This is a genomic window from Pseudomonas sp. SAR267, assembly GCF_052077595.1.
Lineage (GTDB): Bacteria > Pseudomonadota > Gammaproteobacteria > Pseudomonadales > Pseudomonadaceae > Aquipseudomonas > Aquipseudomonas vlassakiae.
Map to the genome: position 1 here is coordinate 5,055,001 of NZ_JBQIHU010000001.1, position 19,960 is coordinate 5,074,960.

Consider the following 19,960-nt stretch of genomic DNA (forward strand, 5'->3'; position numbering starts at 1 on the left):
TTAATATTCCTGTACTTCCAGTTATTGCGATGGAGGGACGGAGAAGGCTAGGCCAGCTTGGCGTTGGTTGTCCAAGTTTAAGGTGGTAGGCTGAGATCTTAGGCAAATCCGGGATTTCAAGGCCGAGAGCTGATGACGAGTGCTCATTAGAGCGCGAAGTGGTTGATGCCATGCTTCCAAGAAAAGCTCCTAAGCTTCAGATAACTGGGAACCGTACCCCAAACCGACACAGGTGGTTAGGTAGAGAATACCAAGGCGCTTGAGAGAACTCGGGTGAAGGAACTAGGCAAAATGGCACCGTAACTTCGGGAGAAGGTGCGCCGGCGAGGGTGAAGGACTTGCTCCGTAAGCCCATGCCGGTCGAAGATACCAGGCCGCTGCGACTGTTTATTAAAAACACAGCACTCTGCAAACACGAAAGTGGACGTATAGGGTGTGACGCCTGCCCGGTGCCGGAAGGTTAATTGATGGGGTTAGCGCAAGCGAAGCTCTTGATCGAAGCCCCGGTAAACGGCGGCCGTAACTATAACGGTCCTAAGGTAGCGAAATTCCTTGTCGGGTAAGTTCCGACCTGCACGAATGGCGTAACGATGGCGGCGCTGTCTCCACCCGAGACTCAGTGAAATTGAAATCGCTGTGAAGATGCAGTGTATCCGCGGCTAGACGGAAAGACCCCGTGAACCTTTACTATAGCTTTGCACTGGACTTTGAATTTGCTTGTGTAGGATAGGTGGGAGGCTTTGAAGTGGGGACGCCAGTTCTCATGGAGCCATCCTTGAAATACCACCCTGGCAACTTTGAGGTTCTAACTCAGGTCCGTTATCCGGATCGAGGACAGTGTATGGTGGGTAGTTTGACTGGGGCGGTCTCCTCCCAAAGAGTAACGGAGGAGTACGAAGGTGCGCTCAGACCGGTCGGAAATCGGTCGTAGAGTATAAAGGCAAAAGCGCGCTTGACTGCGAGACAAACACGTCGAGCAGGTACGAAAGTAGGTCTTAGTGATCCGGTGGTTCTGTATGGAAGGGCCATCGCTCAACGGATAAAAGGTACTCCGGGGATAACAGGCTGATACCGCCCAAGAGTTCATATCGACGGCGGTGTTTGGCACCTCGATGTCGGCTCATCACATCCTGGGGCTGAAGCCGGTCCCAAGGGTATGGCTGTTCGCCATTTAAAGTGGTACGCGAGCTGGGTTTAGAACGTCGTGAGACAGTTCGGTCCCTATCTGCCGTGGACGTTTGAGATTTGAGAGGGGCTGCTCCTAGTACGAGAGGACCGGAGTGGACGAACCTCTGGTGTTCCGGTTGTCACGCCAGTGGCATTGCCGGGTAGCTATGTTCGGAAGAGATAACCGCTGAAAGCATCTAAGCGGGAAACTTGCCTCAAGATGAGATCTCACTGGAACCTTGAGTTCCCTGAAGGGCCGTCGAAGACTACGACGTTGATAGGTTGGGTGTGTAAGCGCTGTGAGGCGTTGAGCTAACCAATACTAATTGCCCGTGAGGCTTGACCATATAACACCCAAGCAATTTGCTAGCGCAGATTGCGGTGGTGAAGATGATACGAACCGAAAGTTCGCAAGATCACAAATTCACATATCCGAATTAGCCAAGAGTGTTCAAAAGACATTCTGGCAACAGAATTTCTTGACGACCATAGAGCATTGGAACCACCTGATCCCATCCCGAACTCAGTAGTGAAACGATGCATCGCCGATGGTAGTGTGGGGTTTCCCCATGTGAGAGTAGGTCATCGTCAAGATTCATTTCGCAAAACCCCTATCTGCGCATGCAGGTAGGGGTTTTGTCTTTCTGGCCCAGGAAACTTTCAGCCCCGGGCCAGTTCCGCCAGGTGTGCTGTCGCTTCTTCGCTCTTGAGCACCAGCACATCGCTTTCCAGCGAATCGAGCACTACTTCTGCGGTATTGCCGATGAGGGCCCCGGAAATCCCTGTGCGGGCTACAGTGCCGATCACCGTGACCACGGCATCGAGCTGCTTCTGCAAATGGGGAATCAACACATCAGCTGGCCCTTCGGCGACATGCAGGCGGTCTTCACTGATATCGTATTCGGCCTGGAACGCACTGCAGGCCTCGCGATAGCGCTTCTCGATCGTTTCACTCAGCTGATAAACCGGGTCTGATGCCGACAGCATGGGGGAGGGGTGCGCACTGACGACATGCAGGTCGCCCTTGGCCAACCCGGCAATCGCATAACCGTGGTCGATAATGCTGGCATGCAGGCGACGATGATCCTCGTCCTGGTTGCCGACATCCACCGCTGCCAGAACCACGCCACCGGTCCAGGGTCGTTCGCTCTTGACCATCAGTACCGCACAGGGGCACTGGCGCAACAGCTTCCAGTCGGTAGGCGTCAGCAGGGCCTTCTTAAGCGGGCTTTCCGGCCGGTGCTCTTTGATCACCAGCTCGCAACCCTCGGCCTGCTGCACGGCGATGATCGATTCATGCAAGTTCTCGTGCCAGTTCTGCTCATGGCTGACATTGTCATAGCCAGCATCATGCAATTGGCTGCTGAGCAAACTGAGCAACGCACTGTGGTCATGCTTCTTGTCACACATCAGCAGGTGCAGGCGAGCACCGGTTACGCTGGCAATCAGCTTGGCCCGGGTCAGTGCACGGCTATGGGCATGTTCGGGGTCGAGGACAACGAGGATGCTGCGAACCTCTTGCATGGGCGTGAACTCCGTTCAAAGGTTGCGACCAATGCCTGACTATAGTCGGCGCTTCCCGCGTCGCCGTTTGATATACATCAAGCATAGTCACTGGTGATACCCGCCGCCCTCGGTATAATCGCCGGTCTTGCCTGTCCAGTGTGGTTGTTCGCTTATGTCGCTGATCCCCGAAATCGATGCCTTTCTCGGCTGCCCGACCCCAGACGCCTGGATCGAAGCGGCACTCGCCGACCAGGAAACCCTACTGATCGATCACAAGAATTGCGAGTTCAAGGCGGCCAGCACGGCCCTGAGCCTGATCGCCAAGTACAACACCCACCTGGACCTGATCAACATGATGTCGCGCCTGGCCCGCGAAGAGCTGGTGCATCACGAGCAGGTACTGCGGCTGATGAAGCGTCGTGGCGTGCCATTGCGGCCGGTTTCAGCAGGGCGCTATGCGTCTGGCCTGCGCCGTCTGGTGCGCGCTCACGAGCCGGTGAAACTGGTGGATACGCTGGTGGTCGGGGCATTCATCGAAGCCCGTAGTTGCGAACGCTTTGCTGCCTTGGTGCCGCACCTCGATGAAGAGCTCGGCACCTTCTATCACGGCTTGTTGAAAAGCGAAGCACGCCACTATCAGGGTTACCTGAAGCTGGCCCAGCAGTACGGTGACGAGGCGGATATTGCCCGCCGCGTCACCCTGGTGCGTGAAGCCGAAGCCGAACTGATCCTGTCACCGGACCAGGAGCTACGTTTTCACAGCGGCATCCCGATGGCGCTAGCGGCCTGACGCTCAGTAGCGGCGCCCCAGCAGCAGGCCGACCACCAAGCCAAAGCCTGCAGACACTGCCACGGTCTGCCATGGATGGCCACCGATGTAGTCCTGGGTGGCGTCCACCACCGGTTGCGCCTTGGCGCGCACCTGGCCGGCGGCCTGGCGAGCCTGGCGCAGTTTCAGGCTGACCTGGGCACGCAGCGTCTCGGCTTCTTCGCCAACCAGTGCGGCGCTGTCGTTGAGCAGTTTTTCCGATTCTTCGATCAATGCCTGCAGTTCACTGAACACCTGGTCCTTGATCTGATCACTGTCTGCCAGTGCGGCGTTTTTCCGGGCCATGAACACGTCCTCGTCGATGGGATTGTTAGAACAATGGATGCCTGCGCGGCGGGAAAGTTGCGAAGGCTTTGCCGATGATGCGCCGCCTGAGTGTAAGATAGCGGCCATTTTCAACCGGCAGGTACCTTCATGACTTTCAATCTGGCCAACATGAGCTTCGAGGAACGGGCGCAGATCGAGGCGGAAAAGGCCCGGCTGTTCGAGCTGTGGCAGAACAACCTGGGCAAGGCCAAGGGTGAAGCTGCGCGACTGATCGCTGAAAAGCCGCGCCGCAAAGGCAAGTGGGCTGAGTGGGTGCGTGGTGAGCTGGACGCGATGTCGCCGCCAGAATTCGCCAGTATGGTCCGCAGCGAGGTCAACAAGATGATGGCTGCCGCCAGCGCCAGTCGCTGATCCCACGCCCTACCAATACAGGCTGCCCTCCTTGGGCAGGTCCAGCTTGCCCTCATCGGTGAAGCGCACGGTGCCAAACGGCCCGCTGGCCAGCTTGCCTCGCAGCTTGTAAGGCATCCCTTGCAATGTATCGAGCTTGCCCAGGCCATAGGCCTGGCGCAGGAAGGCGAACGCCGTAATGCTCACTGGCACCACGATCACGGCTTCGTCATAACGGCCGATGCGCCCTTGCTGATCACTGACCCCAGACGCCAGCGGCTGGCCGTTCACCTCCAGGTTCAACGCAACGCCGTTATAGTCGATGGGCGACTCGTTGGGGTTCTGCACTCTCATTTTCACCGCCATGCGCATTTCCAGCTCCTGCCCTGGCAGCGGCTCGATGCCGATCACGCTGATAGCAAGCGGGTCGCGGGCCTGGAACAGTGCGCAGGCGTTGAGCCCGCCCGCCAGCAGCAACACCAGCAGCAAGCGAAGGGAACGGCGCAAATGGGCAGCCATGGAAGGTCCTTACCGACGAAGTGGTGCCTGCAGTGTGGCAAAAGCACGGCAGCGTTGAAAGCACAGGGTGTTATGAAAGATACTGTTTCTCATTAACGCCCGATAATTTCTCCTACTGGCAGTGCTTTACCCCATGCTGACGTCTCCCGTGTCCGCTCTGCTGGCAAGTTTCCAGGAGCACTACGACGACCTGCTGCAGTTCCTCACCCGGCGCATGAGTGATCGGCAGCGTGCCGCCGACGTGGCGCAGGAGACTTACCTGAAACTGGTCAAGATCGACGAGCAGGCGGTGCCGGTGCTGCATGCGCGCAGCTTCATCTTCCGCGTGGCTGGCAATCTGGCCATCGATGCGCTGCGCCGCGAACAGCGCATCGCCTCCAGCCATGAGGGCAGCGATGGCGCAGAAGAGGTGGCCTGCCCGGCGCCGGCGCCTGAGGCGACGCTGTTGGCCCGGGAGCGCCTGCAGATACTCGACCAAGCACTGCTGCAGTTATCCAGCAATGCTCGCCAGGCGTTGCTGCTGAACCGTGTCGAAGGCCTGACCCAGGCGCAGATCGCACAACGGTTGGGCGTTTCCGAGAGCATGGTGGCAAAATACATCGGCCAGGCCCTTCGCCATTGCCGCGACTGGCTCAAGCACAACCATGACTGAAACTTCGACCATGCACGCTCCGCAGCCGATCAGTGACTTGTCCGACGATGCCCTCGACTGGCAGGTACTGCTGCACTCGGGGCGGGCCAGTGCGACCGATCGGGCACGCTATCTGCGCTGGTGCCAGCTCAGCCCGGCGCATGCCGAGGCGGCACATGAGGCCGAAGCGCTGTGGCAGGATCTGGGGAATACACAGGCTGCCCAAGCGTTGGAAGCCGCGCCCGGGCGCAGCAGCAAGCGTCACTGGGCGGCAGGCATCGCTGCCTCGCTTGTGCTGCTGGTGGCAGGTTACGGCAGCTGGCAACAGGTGCCGGTGTGGCTGGCGGACTATCACACGGGCATGGGCGAGCGGCAGAGCATCACCCTCGCAGACGGTTCGCGGGTACTGCTCAACAGCGCCAGCGCCCTCAGTGTGGCCTTCAGCGCCAACGAACGCCGGGTGACGCTGCAAGCTGGCGAGGCCCTGTTCGAAACCACCGATGACCCACGGCCCTTCGTCGTCGAAACCGCCGTCGAGGCCGTGCAGGGCAGTGCGGCCACCTTCAGTGTGCGTCGTGACGGCCAGGTTGTGCTGGCCAAGGGGGCAGCCCGGCTTGGCGAGCACAACCTGGCCATCGCCGTCGACGCCAGCGCGCAGACGGCCTGGCAGCGTGGCAAGCTGATCTTCAATGGCAAACCGCTTGGGCAGGTACTGGCCGAACTCGAGCGCTACCAGCATGGCCGCATTCTGCTCTCCGACCACACGCTGTCGGCTCTCGAAGTCAGCGGTGTGTTCGATTTGAACGAGCCGCAGGCCCTGCTGCGCACCCTGGAGCAGCGTTATGGCCTGAAAGTCACCTATCTGCCCTGGCTGGCCGTCGTGCATTGAGCCTGTAAAAAATAATCGAAATTTTTTTCATTTGGCGCTGCAAGTTCGTGCAAGCCAGAACGTCGTAGTGGGACTGATCAGCAACCCGTTCTCTTTCACGACTTGTCTGGAAGCTCATTCGTGCCTCTCTTGCCCAAGCCCAACTACCGTCGCGGCGGTCGCCTTCACCATGCCCTGATGTCCTGCAGTGCCCTGGCCATGTTCGCCGGCCCCTTGCAGGCGTGGGCCGCCACAGACGTGGCAGCGCAGGTTCAGGCGCGCCAGGTTCAACTGGACCTGCCAGCACAAACGCTGGATCAGGCCCTGACCGCCTTTGCCGACCAGGCTGGCCTGCACCTGCTGTACACCACCGGGGATGTGGCCGGCCTGAACAGCCCGGCACTGCAGGGCAGCTACAGTATCGAGCAGGCGCTGCAGCTGCTGCTGGCAGGCAGTGACATGGCCTGGCAATTCAGCGATGCCGGCACGGTCACCCTGCGCAAGACCGTGCCCGCGCCGCAGGCGGTCAACCTCAAGCCCATCGAAGTCAGTGTTGCCTCGCGCACCAGCACCGCCATCAGCGAAATCCCCGGCACGGTGTGGGTGGTTGACCAACAGCAGCTGCGTGAACAGATCGACAGCGGCGTCAGCCTCAAGGAGGCTATCGGCAAGCTGGTGCCGGGCCTCGACCTGGCGCCCGAAGGGCGCACCAACTACGGCCAGAACATGCGCGGTCGCAATGTGCTGGTGATGATCGACGGTGTCAGCCAGAACAGCTCGCGCGGCCTGTCGCGCCAGTTCGACAGCATTTCGCCGTTCAACGTCGAACGCGTCGAGGTGCTGTCTGGCGCCAGTGCCATCTACGGCGGTGGCGCAACGGGCGGCATCATCAATATCGTCACTAAAAAGGGCGAAGCGGGCCCGGCACGCTTCGAGACCCAGCTCGGTGCCAGCAGCGGTTTCAACAACAGTGATGACTTGGCCACTCGTTTCGCCCAGTCGATCAGTGGCGGCAACGACCGGGTCAACGCGCGCCTGGGGATTTCCGGGGAGCAGAACGAAGCCTTCTACGATGGCGCAGGCGAGCAGATCTTCATCGATAACACCCAGACCGACCTGCAGTACAACCGCACTGTCGATGTGCTGGGCACCCTCGGCCTGAAACTCACCGACGAGCAAAGCCTGGACCTGCTGGCCCAGTACTACGATTCCGGCAACCACGGCAGTACCGGCATCTACTTCCCCAACCTCAACTACAACGCCCCCTCGGACCTGGAGGACGCCGAACTGCGCGGCGGTTATTCCTCTGACCTTGAGCCACGCACCCGGCGCCTGTTGCTCAACGCCAATTACCACCACACCGACGTGCTGGGCCAGGACTTCTACTTGCAGGCCTCGTACCGCAAGGAAGACGACAATTTCTATCCGTTCCCGTACTACAACCGTGCCACTCCGAGCGGGTCGCGTGGCGTGTACTTCGCTGCCTCGCAACAGAACTTCGAAGTCACCAGCCTCAAGGGGCTGTTCGCCAAGCAATGGGACAGCCTCAAGCTGACCTACGGCGTCGACCTGGATCGCGAGCGTTTCAACGCCGACCAGACCACGTTCGATGCGCTGACGTCCTCTCAGAGCGGTGGGCTGGACCTGGACAAGCAAAGCAAGGCCGAGCGCTACCCCAGCTATCGGGTCGACGGCGTTTCGGTCTACGCCCAGCTCGACTGGCATGCCAGCGACAACCTGACCTTGTCCGGCGGCGCCCGGCGCCAGCAGATGGATGTGGATGTCAGCGACTTCAAGGGCGTACCCGGTGGTAGTAACGACTATGAGGTCAACCTGTACAACGTCGGCGCCATCTACGACTTCAAGAACGGTCATCAGCTGTGGACCAACTATGGTGAAGGTTTCGACCTGCCAGACCCGGCCAAGTACTACGGCAAGCCTGGCCTGAGCGTGGCGGACAACCCGCTGGCCGGCATCAAGAGCCGCCAGGTCGAGCTGGGCTGGCGCTATGCCGACCTCGAATGGGACGCGCAGGCGGCGCTGTACTACATCTGGTCGGACAAAATCATCAACGTCGACTCGCAGACGCTGACCATCGACGTCGAGGATCAGAAAAGCCGCGATTTCGGCTTCGAGGGCGCATTGACCCGGCATTTCCTGGCGGGCTGGGAGGCGGGTGGAACGCTGCACCTGACCCGTTCCGAGGAAGAAGATGCCGACGGCGACTGGATCAAGCGCGATGCCCGCTATGCCTCGCTGTCCAAGGCCACCGCGTTCGTCGGCTGGAAGGGCGATGGCCGCAGTGCGCGGCTGCAGGCCAACCACGCCTTCAGCTTGAAGGACGATGCCGATCATGAAATCGACGGCTACACCACCTTTGACTTGCTGGCCAGCCAGGACAGCGGTTTTGGCACTTTCAGCGCGGGGATACAGAACCTGCTGGACAAGCAGTACAGCACCGTGTGGGGGCAGCGGGCGACGCTGTTCTACTCGCCGACCTACGGGCCGGCCTATCTGTATGACTACCAGGGCCGGGGCCGCACCTACACCCTGACCTGGAGCATGGCTTACTAGAGGTCGCCGCCTGACTTGGCCTCTTCGCGGGTAAACCCGCTCCTTGTACAGGTACAGCACAGGTCTTGAAGGCTGTGATGAACGTGTAGGAGCGGGTTTACCCGCGAACAGGCCATGTCAGGAGAACGCTACCAGCAAATCCTCTACAAATGCGGCCTGCGCCTCCCCAGGCCGCTGTGCCCGATGCCGAGCCAAGGTGAACGGCACCACGAAATCCAGCTCCGTATCCAGCGCCCGCAACATCCCCTGGTCTTCCCAGCTCGCTGCACAATGACACGGTAGGTAGCCAATATGCCGCCCCGAAAGTATCAGCGTCAGCACGCTCTCGATCTGTTCCGCCACCGCCATGCTGCGTCGGCTCTGGAACGGCTCGCCGCCTTTGAGAAAGCGGTACGGGTGGCGCACCTGGTCCGCCTCCAGCAACTGCTCGTGCGTCACCTTGGCCTTGTCGAACAGCACATGCCCTTTGCCGCAGTACAAGCGCTGGCGCTCTTCGAACAAAGGCTGATAGTCGAACGCCGCCTGGTTGCCGGAAAAATAGCTGATGGCAACGTCGAGCCGTTGCTCCAGCAGCAGTCGCTCAAGCTCCGCCGGTGGTGCGCTGATCAGCTCCAGTTGCACGGCTTCTTCGCGCCGGCGAAAGCGTGAGATGGCCGTGGCCAGGCGCAGGCTCACGGCCGCATCCTGGTGCTCGGCCATGCCCACCCGCACCGTCCCCAGCAAGCGCCCGGCGACGCCGTTGGCCTGCTGACGGAACGACTCGACGTTCAGCAACAGCCCGCGTGCCGCTTCCAGCAGCAACTCGCCCTTGTCGGTCAGCCGAAAACCGCCTTTGCCGCGGCTGCACAGGCGGTAACCCAGGCGCGTTTCCAACTGCGCCATGCGCTGGCTGATGGTGGGCTGACTCAGCCCCAGTACGCCCTGGGCGGCACTGAAGCCGCCTGCCTCTACTACAGTGACGAACAGCCGCAGCAGGTGCAGGTCGGGGTCGTGCAGTTGTCCGAGCATCACATTGCTCCTGATGAATGTCAGCTTTGCAAGCTTGCCATTCTTGCAATGTTACCCGGATGGCATGCTGGCGGCATCCACCCACTTGCCGAGGTTCCCGTCATGCGTCGATCGCTGTGCCTGTTATCCTTGATCCTGGCTCTGCCGCTGCAGGCCGAAGAAAAGGTCGTCAACCTCTACAGCTGGGCCGACTACGTCGCGCCGCAAACCCTTCAACGCTTCGAAAAGGAAACCGGCTACAAGGTGCGTTACGACACCTTTGACACCACCGAAGTCCTGGAAACCAAGCTGCTCACTGGCGGCAGCGGCTACGACGTGGTGGTGCCATCAGCCACCGTGCTGGCCCGGGCGCTGAAGGCCAATGCCCTGCAACCGCTCGATGCGCAAGGCATGCCCGGCTACGCCAACCTTGACAAGGACCTGCTGGCCAAGCTGGCCGAGACCGACCCAGGCAACCGCTACGCGGTGCCCTATACCTGGGGCACCTTGGGCCTGGGGGTGAATGTCGAGGCGGTGCGCCAGCGCCTGGGCGATGTACCGCTGGATAGCCTCGACCTGCTGTTCAAGCCCGAGTACGCCAGCCGCCTCAAGGCGTGTGGCATTGCCATGCCGGACTCACCACAGGAAGTGATCGGTGTCGCCCTCAACTACCTCGGCAAGGACCCTTACAGCCAAGACAAGGCCGACCTCGCGGCGGCGCAGGACCTGCTCAACCAGCTGCAGCCGTCGATCAGCTACGTCGCCAATGGCCGACAGATCAGTGACCTGGCCAACGGCAGCGTGTGCCTGGCGCTGACCTACAACGGCGACGCGGCCATGGCCGCCGACCAGGCGCGCCGCGCCGGCAAGCCGTTCGAGCTGATCTACCGCATTCCCCGTGAAGGCACGCTGGTGTGGCAGGACAACCTGGTCATCCCCAAGGACGCCCCACACCCGGAAGCTGCCCGGGCGTTCATTGCGTTCATGTTGAAACCTGAGTCGGTGGCTGCGCTCACCAATACGCTGTTCTTTGCCAATGCCAACCAGGCCGCGACGGCTCTGGTCGATGACGCCGTGCGCAATGACCCGGATATCTACCCGCCTGCCGATGTGCGTGAGCGCTTGTATGCCGACCGCAGCATGGCGCTGTCCGACCTGCGTCAGCGCAACCGGCTGTGGACCGCCTTCCGTAGCCGCCAGTGACTGATAAACACAAAGGAGCCCAACCGTGGAACAAGCCCAGAACAACGACCAGGCCATGACCCGTGACAGCCTGTACGGTACTGCAGCGGAAAGTACCTACGCAGGTATTACCAGTTTCTCTCGTCGTCGCTACAGTCGCGACCTGCGTGGAGTGGATGTGGTGGTCAGCGGTGTGCCTTTCGACAACGCCACCAGCAACCGCCCCGGGGCGCGTTTCGGGCCGCGCGCAATCCGTGCCGCCTCGGTGCAGCAGGCCTGGGCGCGCCACTGGCCCTGGGCCTTCGACCCGTTCGACCATCTGGCAGTGATCGACTACGGCGACTGCGCTTTCGATAGTGGCACCCCGCAGTCGGTCCCGGAGAGTATCCAGGCCCATGCCGAGCACATACTTGAAGCCGGTTGCGCCATGCTCACCTTGGGCGGTGACCATTTCATCAGCTACCCGCTGCTCAAGGCCCATGCCCGCCGCCACGGCCCGCTGGCGCTGATCCATTTCGATGCGCACAGCGACACCTGGCCGGACGAAGAGGGCCGCATCGACCATGGCACCATGTTCTGGCATGCCGCCCGCGAGGGCCTGGTCGATCCATCCTGCTCGGTGCAGGTCGGCCTGCGCACCACCAATGACGACAGCCAGGGCTTCGCCATCTTCGATGCCCGGCAGGTTCACCGCCAAGGCACCGAGGCGATCATCGCGGCGATCCGCCAGCGGGTCGGCGACCGGCCGGTGTACCTGACCTTCGACATCGATTGCCTGGACCCAGCCTATGCGCCAGGCACCGGCACCCCGGTATGCGGGGGGTTGAGCACGCTGCAGGCGCTGGAGATCCTCGGCGGCCTGCGCGGTATCAACCTGGTAGGGATGGACTTGGTGGAAGTGGCGCCAGCCTATGACCACGCCGATATCACTGCGCTGGCCGGGGCTACCCTGGCCATGGAGATGCTGTGCCTGTATGCGGCACGGCACAAGGTCGGCGCCGCCCGGTGATCGGCGGGCCTGATGCGCCGTGCCATCAGGCCCATACTGAAACATCAGGAATCGCATTCACACTTTTGCCGCGAACCCTTCGCGCCCTAGGCTATCCAAACCCACATGGCGCGCTTTTTCGTACAGGAGGTGAAGCATGAAACCCAGGGTGCCAGCCTTGTTCTTCGGCTTGACGCTGGGCCTGTCGTTACAGGCTGCGTTTGCGCAGCCATTGCAGCTCGCAGCAGGCAACAACAACCCCTACAACAGCCCGATCCAGCGTGCCAACCCCAACAGTCGCCAGGGCAGCATGCCGGCCACACCGCCCGTTCGCGGCCCGTCCACCCAGCCCATCTACCGTACGCCAAGCCTGGATAACCGCGGCATCGGCAATGGCGACAACCTGCGCCGCCAGCAGCAGGCTCCCAATCTGGAGCCGACGCGGCCAGCGCGTGATAGCCAGCGTGTGCCCTGATCCATCGCCTGAGCCTCAGAAAGGAATCCTGCATGACCCGAATCAACTGGCTGACCACCTTGACCGCTGCTGCGCTGTTGCCACTGCTGGCCCACGCCGCCCCTGAGCAGCAATTTCCCAGCGAAGAGGGCCAACTTACCGTCAGCACCGTGGCGGATGGCCTGCGCAACCCCTGGGCGCTGGCTTTCCTGCCGGGTGGCAAGGACATGCTGGTCACCGAGCGCCCCGGCAATCTTCGGGTGGTAAGCGCCGAGGGCAAGGTCGGCCCACCCATCAGCGGCGTGCCCAAGGTCTGGGCCGAGGGCCAGGGTGGCCTGCTTGACGTGGTGCTGTCGCCTGAGTTTGCCAAGGACCGCACGGTGTACCTGTCGTATGCCGAGGAGGGCAGTGATGGCAAGGCCGGCACGGCAGTGGGTCGTGGCCAGCTGTCCGAGGACCGCGCACGGCTGGAAGACTTCACTGTGATCTTCCGCCAGCAACCTAAGCTCTCCGAAGGCAATCACTTTGGCGCGCGGCTGGTATTCGACCGCGACGGTTTCCTGTTCATTGCCCTGGGCGAGAACAACCAGCGCCCGACAGCGCAGGACCTGGACAAGCTGCAGGGCAAGGTGGTGCGGATCCTGCCGGACGGCGAAGTGCCAAAGGACAACCCCTTCGTCGGCAAGCGGAATGTGCGCCCGGAAATCTGGTCGTTTGGCCATCGTAACCAGCAGGGCGCAGCGCTCAACCCGTGGACCGGCAAACTCTGGACCCATGAACACGGCCCGCGTGGCGGCGACGAGATCAACATCCCGGAGCCAGGCAAGAACTATGGCTGGCCGATCGCTACGCACGGTATCAACTATTCGCTCATGCCAATCCCTGAAGCCAAGGGCAAGCATGTCGACGGCATGGTCGACCCGCACCATGTCTGGGAGAAGTCGCCTGGCATCAGCGGCATGGCGTTCTATGACAGCCCGACTTTCAAGGCCTGGGATCACAACCTGTTCGTCGGCGCGCTGGCGGCTCAGGAATTGATCCGCCTGCAGCTCGACGGTGACAAGATCGTCCACGAAGAACGCTTGCTGGGAGCGTTGAAGGCACGCATTCGTGATGTGCGGGTGGGGCCGGACGGTTACCTGTACATTCTCACCGATGCCAAGGACGGCACACTGCTGAAGGTGGGCCTGAGCGAGGGCTGAAGGCGCTTTTTCCTGCACTGGCCCTTTCGCGGGCAAGCCCGCTCCCACAGGTTCACCACAAGCCTGAGGGGCGGTGCGATCCTTGTGGGAAGGGGCCAGTGCAGACAATAGAGGGCTAACTGCCCAAGCCACCGACTATATGCCCCTCGATCCGCAGTCTCTCTATCTCCAGGCGCTCGCCGAGCAGGGCTTCGCCCATGACCCTGCTCAAGCCCAGGCGGTCACGGCCCTGCAAAGCTGTTTCGAAGCCCTGGAAAGTTGCCATGCTGCCCAGGGCCTGTACCTCTGGGGCCCGGTCGGCCGCGGCAAGACCTGGCTCATGGACCTGTTCCACCGCTGCCTCAGCGTCCCGTCCCGGCGCCAGCACTTTCACCACTTCATGGCCTGGGTCCACCAGCGCCTGTTCCAGCTCAACGGCACTGCCGACCCCTTGAAGGCATTGGCGCGGGAGCTGGCCGGGCAGATCCGTGTGTTGTGCTTCGACGAGCTGTTTGTCAGCGACATCGGCGATGCGATCATTCTCGGCCGGCTGTTTCAAGTGCTGTTCGACCACGGCGTGGCGGTGGTCGCTACCTCCAACCAGCCGCCGCAACAGCTGTACCGCGACGGTTTCAATCGCGAGCGCTTCCTGCCGGCCATCAGCGCCATCGAGCGGCACATGCAAGTGCTGTCGGTGGCCGGCGAGCAGGACCATCGCTTGCATCCCGGCGCACAGTGCCAGCGTTACTGGGTGGCCGAAGCGGGGAGCAAAGGCGGTGCGCTCGAAGCTGTTTTCCTCCAGCTCAGCGCGGGTGAACCCGGTAGCACTGCGCCTTTGTTGATTGGCTCGCGGCAGGTCGAGGTGATCCGGCGCAGCAACCAGGCGGTCTGGTGCCACTTTACCGAACTCTGTGAACGGCCCTTGGCCGCCATGGAGTTCATGGCCTTGTGCGACCAGTTTCCGGCGATCCTGGTCGAGGGTATTCCGGCCTTGGGCGGTGAACAGCGGGCCGGGCGCATTGCCCGCGGCACCGAAGAATGGCGCCGCGCGTGTCGTGGCAGGCGACCGGGAATTGCCGATGCTGTCACCCAGGGATGACGCCGTGCGCCGTTTCATTGCTTTGGTCGACGAATGCTACGATCGGCGTGTGGCCCTGTACCTGGAGGCGCAGGTGCCGCTCGATGCGCTCTACACTCAAGGGTATCTGGCGTTCCCGTACCAACGCACCCTGAGCCGGTTACGGGAGATGCAACTGCAACGCTTCGTCTGAAGGAGCCGAATCATGCAGCCGCTGTCGCATCATCTGCTGACCCAGGCCTACAACAATGGCTGGGCCAACCATCGCCTGTACAAAGCCTGCCTGCAACTGACCCACGACGAGTTCGTCGCCCCCCGTTGCAGTTTCTTCCCGTCGATCAAGGCCACCCTCAACCATCTGCTGACGGTGGACTGGTTCTATCTGGACATGCTCGAGTGCGAACAGCGCGGTGAAACGCCGAACCCTGACGGCGAGCGCTTTTTCGAGCCGGAGCAACCGTTTGCTACCTGTACCGACCTGCATGCCGAGCAGGCCCAGGCCGACCACCGGCTGATCGCCTATTGCAGGCAGTTGCAGGACGATCAGCTGGCGCGCTACGTGAGCATCGTGCGGCCTGGGCGGATCCAGCGCGAACAGCGCTTGCGCCTGCTGGCGCATTTGTTCGAGCACCAGATCCATCACCGTGGGCAGGTGCATGCGATGCTCAGTGACACAGCGGTGCGGCCGCCGCAGCTGGATGAGTTTTTCTGTGAAGAGGAGGCCGACCTGCGCGCCCTGGACTTCGCCGAACTCGGCTGGAGCGAAGCGCAGGTCTGGAAGGGTTAGCGCCCGAGCCACTCCACCAGCGTCCGGTTGAAGCGCCGCGGCTCCTCGATCTGCGGCGCATGCCCCATGCCCTCGAAGATCACCAGCTCGCCTTGTGGAATCAGCTTGGCCACGTGCGGCCCGAGTTCCTTGTACTTGCCCAGCTTGGCCTTTACTTCAGGCGGGGCGATGTCGCTGCCGATCGCCGTGGTGTCCTGGTCGCCGATCAGCAGCAGGGTCGGCATCTTCAGGTCCTTGAACTCGTGATACACCGGCTGGGTGAAGATCATGTCGTAGATCAGCGCCGAGTTCCACGCCACCGCCTCATGCCCCGGCCCCTTGTTAAGGCCCGCCAGCATCTGTACCCAGCGCTCGTATTCAGGCTTCCAGCGCCCCGCGTAGTAGGTCTTGCGTTCATACTCGCGCACGCCTTCGGCATCGAGCTTGAGCTCGCGGGCATACCACTGGTCCACCGTGCGGTAGGGCACCCCGAGTGCTTTCCAGTCCTCGAGGCCGATCGGGTTGACCATCGCCAGGCGCTCGACCTGCTGCGGGTACATCAGCGCATAGCGAGTGGCGAGCATGCCGCCGGTGGAGTGGCCGAGCACGATGGCCTGCTTGACGCCCAGTTGTTCGAGCAGGGCATGGGTGTTCACTGCCAGCTGCTGGAAACTGTACTGGTACTGCGCCGGCTTGCTTGAAGTGCAGAAGCCGATCTGGTCTGGCGCGATGACCCGGTAGCCAGCCTGGCTCAAGGCGTCGATGGTGGTCTCCCAGGTGGCGGCGCAGAAGTTCTTGCCGTGCATCAGCACCACGCTGCGGCCATTGACCTGGCCCTGTGCTGGCACATCCATGTAGCCCATCTGCAGGTGCTGGCCCTGGGACTGGAAGTCGAAATGCCGGAGGGGGTGGGGGTAGCTGAAGCCTTCGAGCTGTTTGCCGTAGGTGGGCGATTCGGCAGCGATGGCCGGGGCGCCGACGAGGCAGGCCAGGGCCAGGGCGGTTGCGCGCAGCATTGGGGCACTCCGTGTAGGACCATGTAGGAATTGGCGACTTTAGCAGTCAGTGGACCACCTTAAACGTTAAAGGTGTTACCAGGCATGAAACCAGCCCAGGGTAATCATCGCCACGACGATATAGCGCCCGCCCTTGGCCAGGGTCACCAGCAGCAGAAAACGCCAGAATGGTTCACGCATGACGCCGGCAATCAGCGTCAGCGGATCGCCGATCACGGGCATCCAGCTCAGCAGCAGCGACCATTGCCCCCAACGCTGGTAACGCCGCTGCGCCCGTTGCAGCTGGCTGGCGCTGAACGGGAACCAGCGCCGGTCGCGCAGGTGCTCGATGGCCCGGCCTAGCAGCCAGTTGACCAGCGAACCGAGCACATTGCCCAAGGTGGCTACCAGCAGCAAGGTCACCCAGGCGTCGGGCTCACGCAGCAACAAGCCGACCAGCACTGCCTCCGATTGCAGCGGCAGCAGGGTGGCGGCACCGAAGGCGCTGAGAAACAGCGCCCAAAGGCTCAGCATCAGTAGCTGGCAACCACGGTGTCCTGGCCATCCTGGGTCACGCCGATGACCTGGTAGGCATCCTTGTGGTCACCCATTTCCATGCCGGGCGACCCCATGGGCATGCCTGGCACGGCCAGGCCCTTGAGATCATTGCGCTGGGCCAGCAGGCGCACCTGTTCGGCGGGCACATGGCCTTCGACGAACTTGCCCTCGATCACCCCGGTGTGGCACGACGCCAGGCGCGGCGCCACGCCCAGGCGCTGTTTGACGGCGCTCATGTTCGGCTCGACATGGTCGTTGACGGTGAAGCCGTTGTCGCGCAGGTGGCTGATCCAGGCCTTGCAGCAGCCGCAGTTGGGGTCGCGATAGACATCGATGGTTTCGGCTGCCTGAGCAAGCCCGGTGATGGCCAGCAGGCCGAAGGTGATCAGGTGTTTACGCAGCATGGTGGAACATCTCCTTAGAAACGCAGGCGTATGCCTGCCACCAGACGGGTCTGGCCGAGGTCTTCGCTGTCTTCACGGGCCTGGTCGGCGCGGTTGCCGTGCAGGCGCTCGAAGCTTACCCCGACATAGGGCGCGAAGCCCCGGCTGATTTCGTAGCGCAGGCGCAGGCCGACCTCGCTGTCGGCAAGCCCGGCGCCCTGTTCGTGGCCGGTATCGTTGCGGCCGTAGAAGTTGGCTTCCAGGTTCGGCTCGAGGATCCAGCGGTTGGTCAGCAGGATAGCGTAAGCAGCTTCCAGGCGCAGCGCGCTCTGTTGTCGCTCACCGGCATAGGCGGTGGCTTCCAGCTCCAGGCCATACAGCGGGGTGCCCTGGATGCCGAAGGCGGCCCAGGTTTGCCCGCTGGCCGGCTTGAGGTCCTGGCGCAGGCCGCCGACCAACTCCCACCAGGGGCTGATCGCGTGGCCCCACAGCGCCTGCAACTCTGCCTTATGGGTATTGCCTTGTTGCCGTTCGCCCTCGGTGCGTAGCCACAGGCGGTCGATGTCGCCACCGACCCAGGCCGTGGCGTTCCACTTGAGGGCGTTGCTGCTTTCGAAGTCCTGGTATTCCAGCTGATCGACGATCACCGCCCAGTTGACGGCGCGGTCATGCACCTGATGGCCAGGCAGGGGCGGGAAGGCGGCCTGGCGGTCGGCGTCGGTCAGCACGGGGAGCGGTGTGCGGGGTTGGCTTGGGGCTGTGCCGTGGTTCATTTGACTGTGGTCCATCGGCATGACGCCATGTTCCATGTGCTCCATGCTGGCGGCCGGGGCCCGTTCGCTGGCCAGCAGCGCGGCCAGGGCGACGCCCGTGACCAGGCGCCGGTTGCTGATCTCATTCATCGACCCGTACCTCGCGGAACATGCCGGTCTCCATGTGGTAGAGCAGGTGGCAGTGGTAGGCCCAGCGGCCCAGGGCGTCGGCAGTTACGCGGTAGCTGCGGCGGCTGCCGGGCGGGATGTCGACGGTGTGCTTGCGCACCAGGAAGCGCCCGTGTTCATCCTCCAGATCGCTCCACATGCCGTGCAGGTGGATGGGGTGGGTCATCATCGTGTCGTTGACCAGGGTGATGCGCACCCGCTCGCCGTAGGCCAGGCGCAACGGCGCGGCATCGCTGAACTTGACCCCGTCGAACGACCAGGCGAAGCGCTCCATGTGCCCTGTCAGGTGCAGTTCGATATCCCGTGAAGGTTCGCGGCCGTCCGGGTCAGGGTAGGGGCTGCGCAGGTCGGCATAGGTCAGCACCCGGCGGCCGTTGTCACGCAGGCCGATGCCAGGGTCGGCCAGGTTGGCGCGCGGGGCCATGGTCTGCATGTCCACCAACGGGTTACCGGCCTCGCTGGTGGGGTGGCCTTGCATGCCGCTCATGCTGGCGTGGTCCATGCCGGCCATGTTGCCGTGATGCATCGCAGCCATGTTGCCGTGGCCCATGTCGGCCATGCTCAGCACGGGGCGCGGGTCAGGCGCGGGCACCGCTGCCTGCAGACCGTTGGCACGTGCCAGGGTACCGCGGGCGTAACCGCTGCGGTCCATGCTCTGGGCGAACAGGGTGTAGGCGGGCAGGTCGCCGACGGTCACCAGCACGTCGTAGGTTTCGGCCACCGCGATGCGCAGCTCGTCCACGGTCACCGGCGTCACCGGCAGGCCGTCGGCGGCGATCACCGTCAGCGTGAGGCCCGGAATGCGGAAATCGAAATAGGTCATGGCCGACGCATTGATCAGGCGCAGGCGCACGGTTTCGCCGGGCTGGAACAGGCAGGTGAAGTTGCCGTCCGGGGGTTGGCCGTTGAGCAGGTAGGTGTAGCTGGCGGCGCTGATGTCGGCCAGATCGGTCGGGCTCATGCGCATGCGCGCCCAGGCCAGGCGTTCGTCGACGGTAGCGCCCCAACCGTTGTCGGCAACATCGGTGACAAAGTCGCCGAGTGTGCGCTTGTGGTAGTTGAAGGCGTCGGACTGTTTCTTCAGGGTTGCCAGCAACGCTTCGGGTGGTTGGTCGGACCAGTCGCTGAACAGCAGCACATGGTCGCGCTGGTAGGCATGCGGCTCGGGCTCGCGGGGTTCGATGACGATCGCGCCATACACCCCAGCCTGTTCCTGCAGGCCGGAATGGCTGTGGTACCAGTAGGTGCCGCTCTGACGCAGGGTGAACCGGTACAGGTAATCGCCACCCGGCGCGATGCCGGCGAAGCTCAGCCCCGGTACGCCATCCATGTTGGCCGGCAGGAGGATGCCGTGCCAGTGGATCGAGGTGTCCTGGTCGAGGCGGTTGCGCACGCGCAGGGTCACCGTGTCGCCTTCGCGCCAGCGCAGCAGCGGGCCGGGCAGGCTGCCATTGATGGTCAGCGCGGTGCGTGGCCGGCCAGTGATATTGACCGGCGTCTGGCCAATGAACAGCTCGAAGTGCTGGCCGGCCAGTTCGCGGCCATCGCTGGCCTGGGCCAGCGGCCGCCACAGGCCCAGGCCGGCCAGTGTGGTGGCAGCGCCCAGGCCTTTGACGAAGGTGCGGCGGGTAGGGTTGCGCAACATGGCGTGGTCTCGTGCGGGGGAGACACGATCCTCGCCGGTTGCGCCTGTCAG

General features: G+C 62.6%; 18 protein-coding genes, 2 rRNA genes and 2 pseudogenes (1 of these 22 cut by a window edge). 13 read left to right on the top strand and 9 right to left on the bottom strand.

The genetic code is table 11. The features are described 5' to 3' along the window. Positions 1-1,514, top strand: a 23S ribosomal RNA gene (locus ACTORR_RS23600) (it extends 1,379 nt beyond the left edge of the window). A 131-nt stretch (positions 1,515-1,645) separates the two neighbouring features. Continuing rightward, positions 1,646-1,761: ribosomal RNA gene (gene rrf, locus ACTORR_RS23605) — 5S ribosomal RNA — on the top strand. 66 nt (positions 1,762-1,827) lie between these two features. Here rrf and ACTORR_RS23610 read toward each other — a convergent pair. Next, the gene (locus ACTORR_RS23610) at positions 1,828-2,691 is read right to left on the bottom strand and encodes a universal stress protein (RefSeq protein ID WP_054884857.1); all 864 of its coding nucleotides are present in this window, start codon (positions 2,689-2,691) and stop codon (positions 1,828-1,830) included. Positions 2,692-2,845: 154 nt separating this feature from the next. Between ACTORR_RS23610 and ACTORR_RS23615 the strand changes: the two genes are divergently transcribed. Beyond that, positions 2,846-3,463, top strand: a complete 618-nt coding sequence (locus tag ACTORR_RS23615) for a tRNA-(ms[2]io[6]A)-hydroxylase (protein ID WP_054884858.1) — start codon at positions 2,846-2,848, stop codon at positions 3,461-3,463. A gap of 3 nt (positions 3,464-3,466) precedes the next feature. Here ACTORR_RS23615 and ACTORR_RS23620 read toward each other — a convergent pair whose 3' ends face one another. Further along, positions 3,467-3,787: a DUF883 family protein gene (locus tag ACTORR_RS23620; protein WP_054884859.1), complete on the bottom strand. Its 321-nt coding sequence runs from the start codon at positions 3,785-3,787 to the stop codon at positions 3,467-3,469. Positions 3,788-3,916: 129 nt separating this feature from the next. Here ACTORR_RS23620 and ACTORR_RS23625 point away from each other — a divergent pair, with 129 nt between their 5' ends. Continuing rightward, positions 3,917-4,180 carry a hypothetical protein gene (locus ACTORR_RS23625; RefSeq protein ID WP_054884860.1) on the top strand — a complete coding sequence of 88 codons (264 nt, stop codon included), beginning with the start codon at positions 3,917-3,919 and terminating at the stop codon, positions 4,178-4,180. Positions 4,181-4,189: 9 nt separating this feature from the next. Here the strand turns inward: ACTORR_RS23625 and ACTORR_RS23630 are convergent, their stop codons facing one another. Further along, a complete protein-coding gene (locus ACTORR_RS23630) occupies positions 4,190-4,678 on the bottom strand; it encodes an LEA type 2 family protein (RefSeq protein WP_054884861.1) in 489 nt (162 codons plus the stop codon). Positions 4,679-4,811: 133 nt separating this feature from the next. Between ACTORR_RS23630 and ACTORR_RS23635 the strand changes: the two are divergent. From ACTORR_RS23635 to ACTORR_RS23645, 3 genes and pseudogenes are all read left to right on the top strand, one after another. After that, positions 4,812-5,315: pseudogene (locus ACTORR_RS23635) on the top strand (RNA polymerase sigma factor); the annotation flags it as partial. A 7-nt stretch (positions 5,316-5,322) separates the two neighbouring features. Beyond that, positions 5,323-6,198, top strand: coding sequence for a FecR family protein (locus ACTORR_RS23640; RefSeq protein WP_313365534.1), 876 nt, complete (start codon positions 5,323-5,325; stop codon positions 6,196-6,198). Positions 6,199-6,327: 129 nt separating this feature from the next. Then, positions 6,328-8,751, top strand: coding sequence for a TonB-dependent receptor (locus ACTORR_RS23645; RefSeq protein ID WP_441344131.1), 2,424 nt, complete (start codon positions 6,328-6,330; stop codon positions 8,749-8,751). 117 nt (positions 8,752-8,868) lie between these two features. On the opposite strand, the gene ACTORR_RS23650 is transcribed toward ACTORR_RS23645, so the two are convergent. Beyond that, positions 8,869-9,759, bottom strand: coding sequence for a LysR family transcriptional regulator (locus ACTORR_RS23650; RefSeq protein WP_054884864.1), 891 nt, complete (start codon positions 9,757-9,759; stop codon positions 8,869-8,871). Between the two features lie 102 nt (positions 9,760-9,861). Between ACTORR_RS23650 and ACTORR_RS23655 the strand changes: the two genes are divergently transcribed. The 6 genes and pseudogenes from ACTORR_RS23655 (at position 9,862) to ACTORR_RS23680 (ending at position 15,408) form a co-directional block, all read left to right on the top strand. Continuing rightward, positions 9,862-10,941: a polyamine ABC transporter substrate-binding protein gene (locus ACTORR_RS23655; RefSeq protein WP_099815209.1), complete on the top strand. Its 1,080-nt coding sequence runs from the start codon at positions 9,862-9,864 to the stop codon at positions 10,939-10,941. 25 nt (positions 10,942-10,966) lie between these two features. Further along, the gene (gene speB / locus ACTORR_RS23660; protein WP_313365535.1) at positions 10,967-11,929 is read left to right on the top strand and encodes an agmatinase; all 963 of its coding nucleotides are present in this window, start codon (positions 10,967-10,969) and stop codon (positions 11,927-11,929) included. A 136-nt stretch (positions 11,930-12,065) separates the two neighbouring features. Next, on the top strand, positions 12,066-12,383 hold the full coding sequence (locus ACTORR_RS23665; protein WP_262110226.1) for a hypothetical protein: 318 nt from the start codon (positions 12,066-12,068) through the stop codon (positions 12,381-12,383). A gap of 32 nt (positions 12,384-12,415) precedes the next feature. Further along, positions 12,416-13,564 carry a PQQ-dependent sugar dehydrogenase gene (locus tag ACTORR_RS23670; protein ID WP_054884867.1) on the top strand — a complete coding sequence of 383 codons (1,149 nt, stop codon included), beginning with the start codon at positions 12,416-12,418 and terminating at the stop codon, positions 13,562-13,564. Between the two features lie 139 nt (positions 13,565-13,703). Then, a pseudogene (gene zapE / locus ACTORR_RS23675) lies at positions 13,704-14,814 on the top strand (cell division protein ZapE). Positions 14,815-14,826: 12 nt separating this feature from the next. After that, positions 14,827-15,408 (top strand): DinB family protein, encoded by a 582-nt coding sequence (locus ACTORR_RS23680; RefSeq protein ID WP_054884869.1) that lies wholly within the window; start codon positions 14,827-14,829, stop codon positions 15,406-15,408. Here ACTORR_RS23680 and ACTORR_RS23685 read toward each other — a convergent pair. From ACTORR_RS23685 to ACTORR_RS23705, 5 genes are all read right to left on the bottom strand, one after another. Then, on the bottom strand, positions 15,405-16,403 hold the full coding sequence (locus tag ACTORR_RS23685) for an alpha/beta fold hydrolase (RefSeq protein ID WP_054884870.1): 999 nt from the start codon (positions 16,401-16,403) through the stop codon (positions 15,405-15,407). The two genes, ACTORR_RS23680 and ACTORR_RS23685, sit on opposite strands and share 4 nt — an antisense overlap. Positions 16,404-16,478: 75 nt before the next feature. Beyond that, positions 16,479-16,916 carry a YqaA family protein gene (locus ACTORR_RS23690; protein WP_054884871.1) on the bottom strand — a complete coding sequence of 146 codons (438 nt, stop codon included), beginning with the start codon at positions 16,914-16,916 and terminating at the stop codon, positions 16,479-16,481. After that, a complete protein-coding gene (locus ACTORR_RS23695) occupies positions 16,916-17,344 on the bottom strand; it encodes a DUF411 domain-containing protein (RefSeq protein ID WP_054884872.1) in 429 nt (142 codons plus the stop codon). Before ACTORR_RS23695 ends, ACTORR_RS23690 begins: the two co-directional genes overlap by 1 nt. 14 nt (positions 17,345-17,358) lie before the next feature. Beyond that, a complete protein-coding gene (locus tag ACTORR_RS23700; protein ID WP_313365400.1) occupies positions 17,359-18,225 on the bottom strand; it encodes a copper resistance protein B in 867 nt (288 codons plus the stop codon). Continuing rightward, positions 18,218-19,909, bottom strand: coding sequence for a copper resistance system multicopper oxidase (locus ACTORR_RS23705; protein WP_054884874.1), 1,692 nt, complete (start codon positions 19,907-19,909; stop codon positions 18,218-18,220). The genes ACTORR_RS23700 and ACTORR_RS23705 overlap by 8 nt, the downstream gene beginning before the upstream one ends. Positions 19,910-19,960 lie beyond the last annotated feature (51 nt).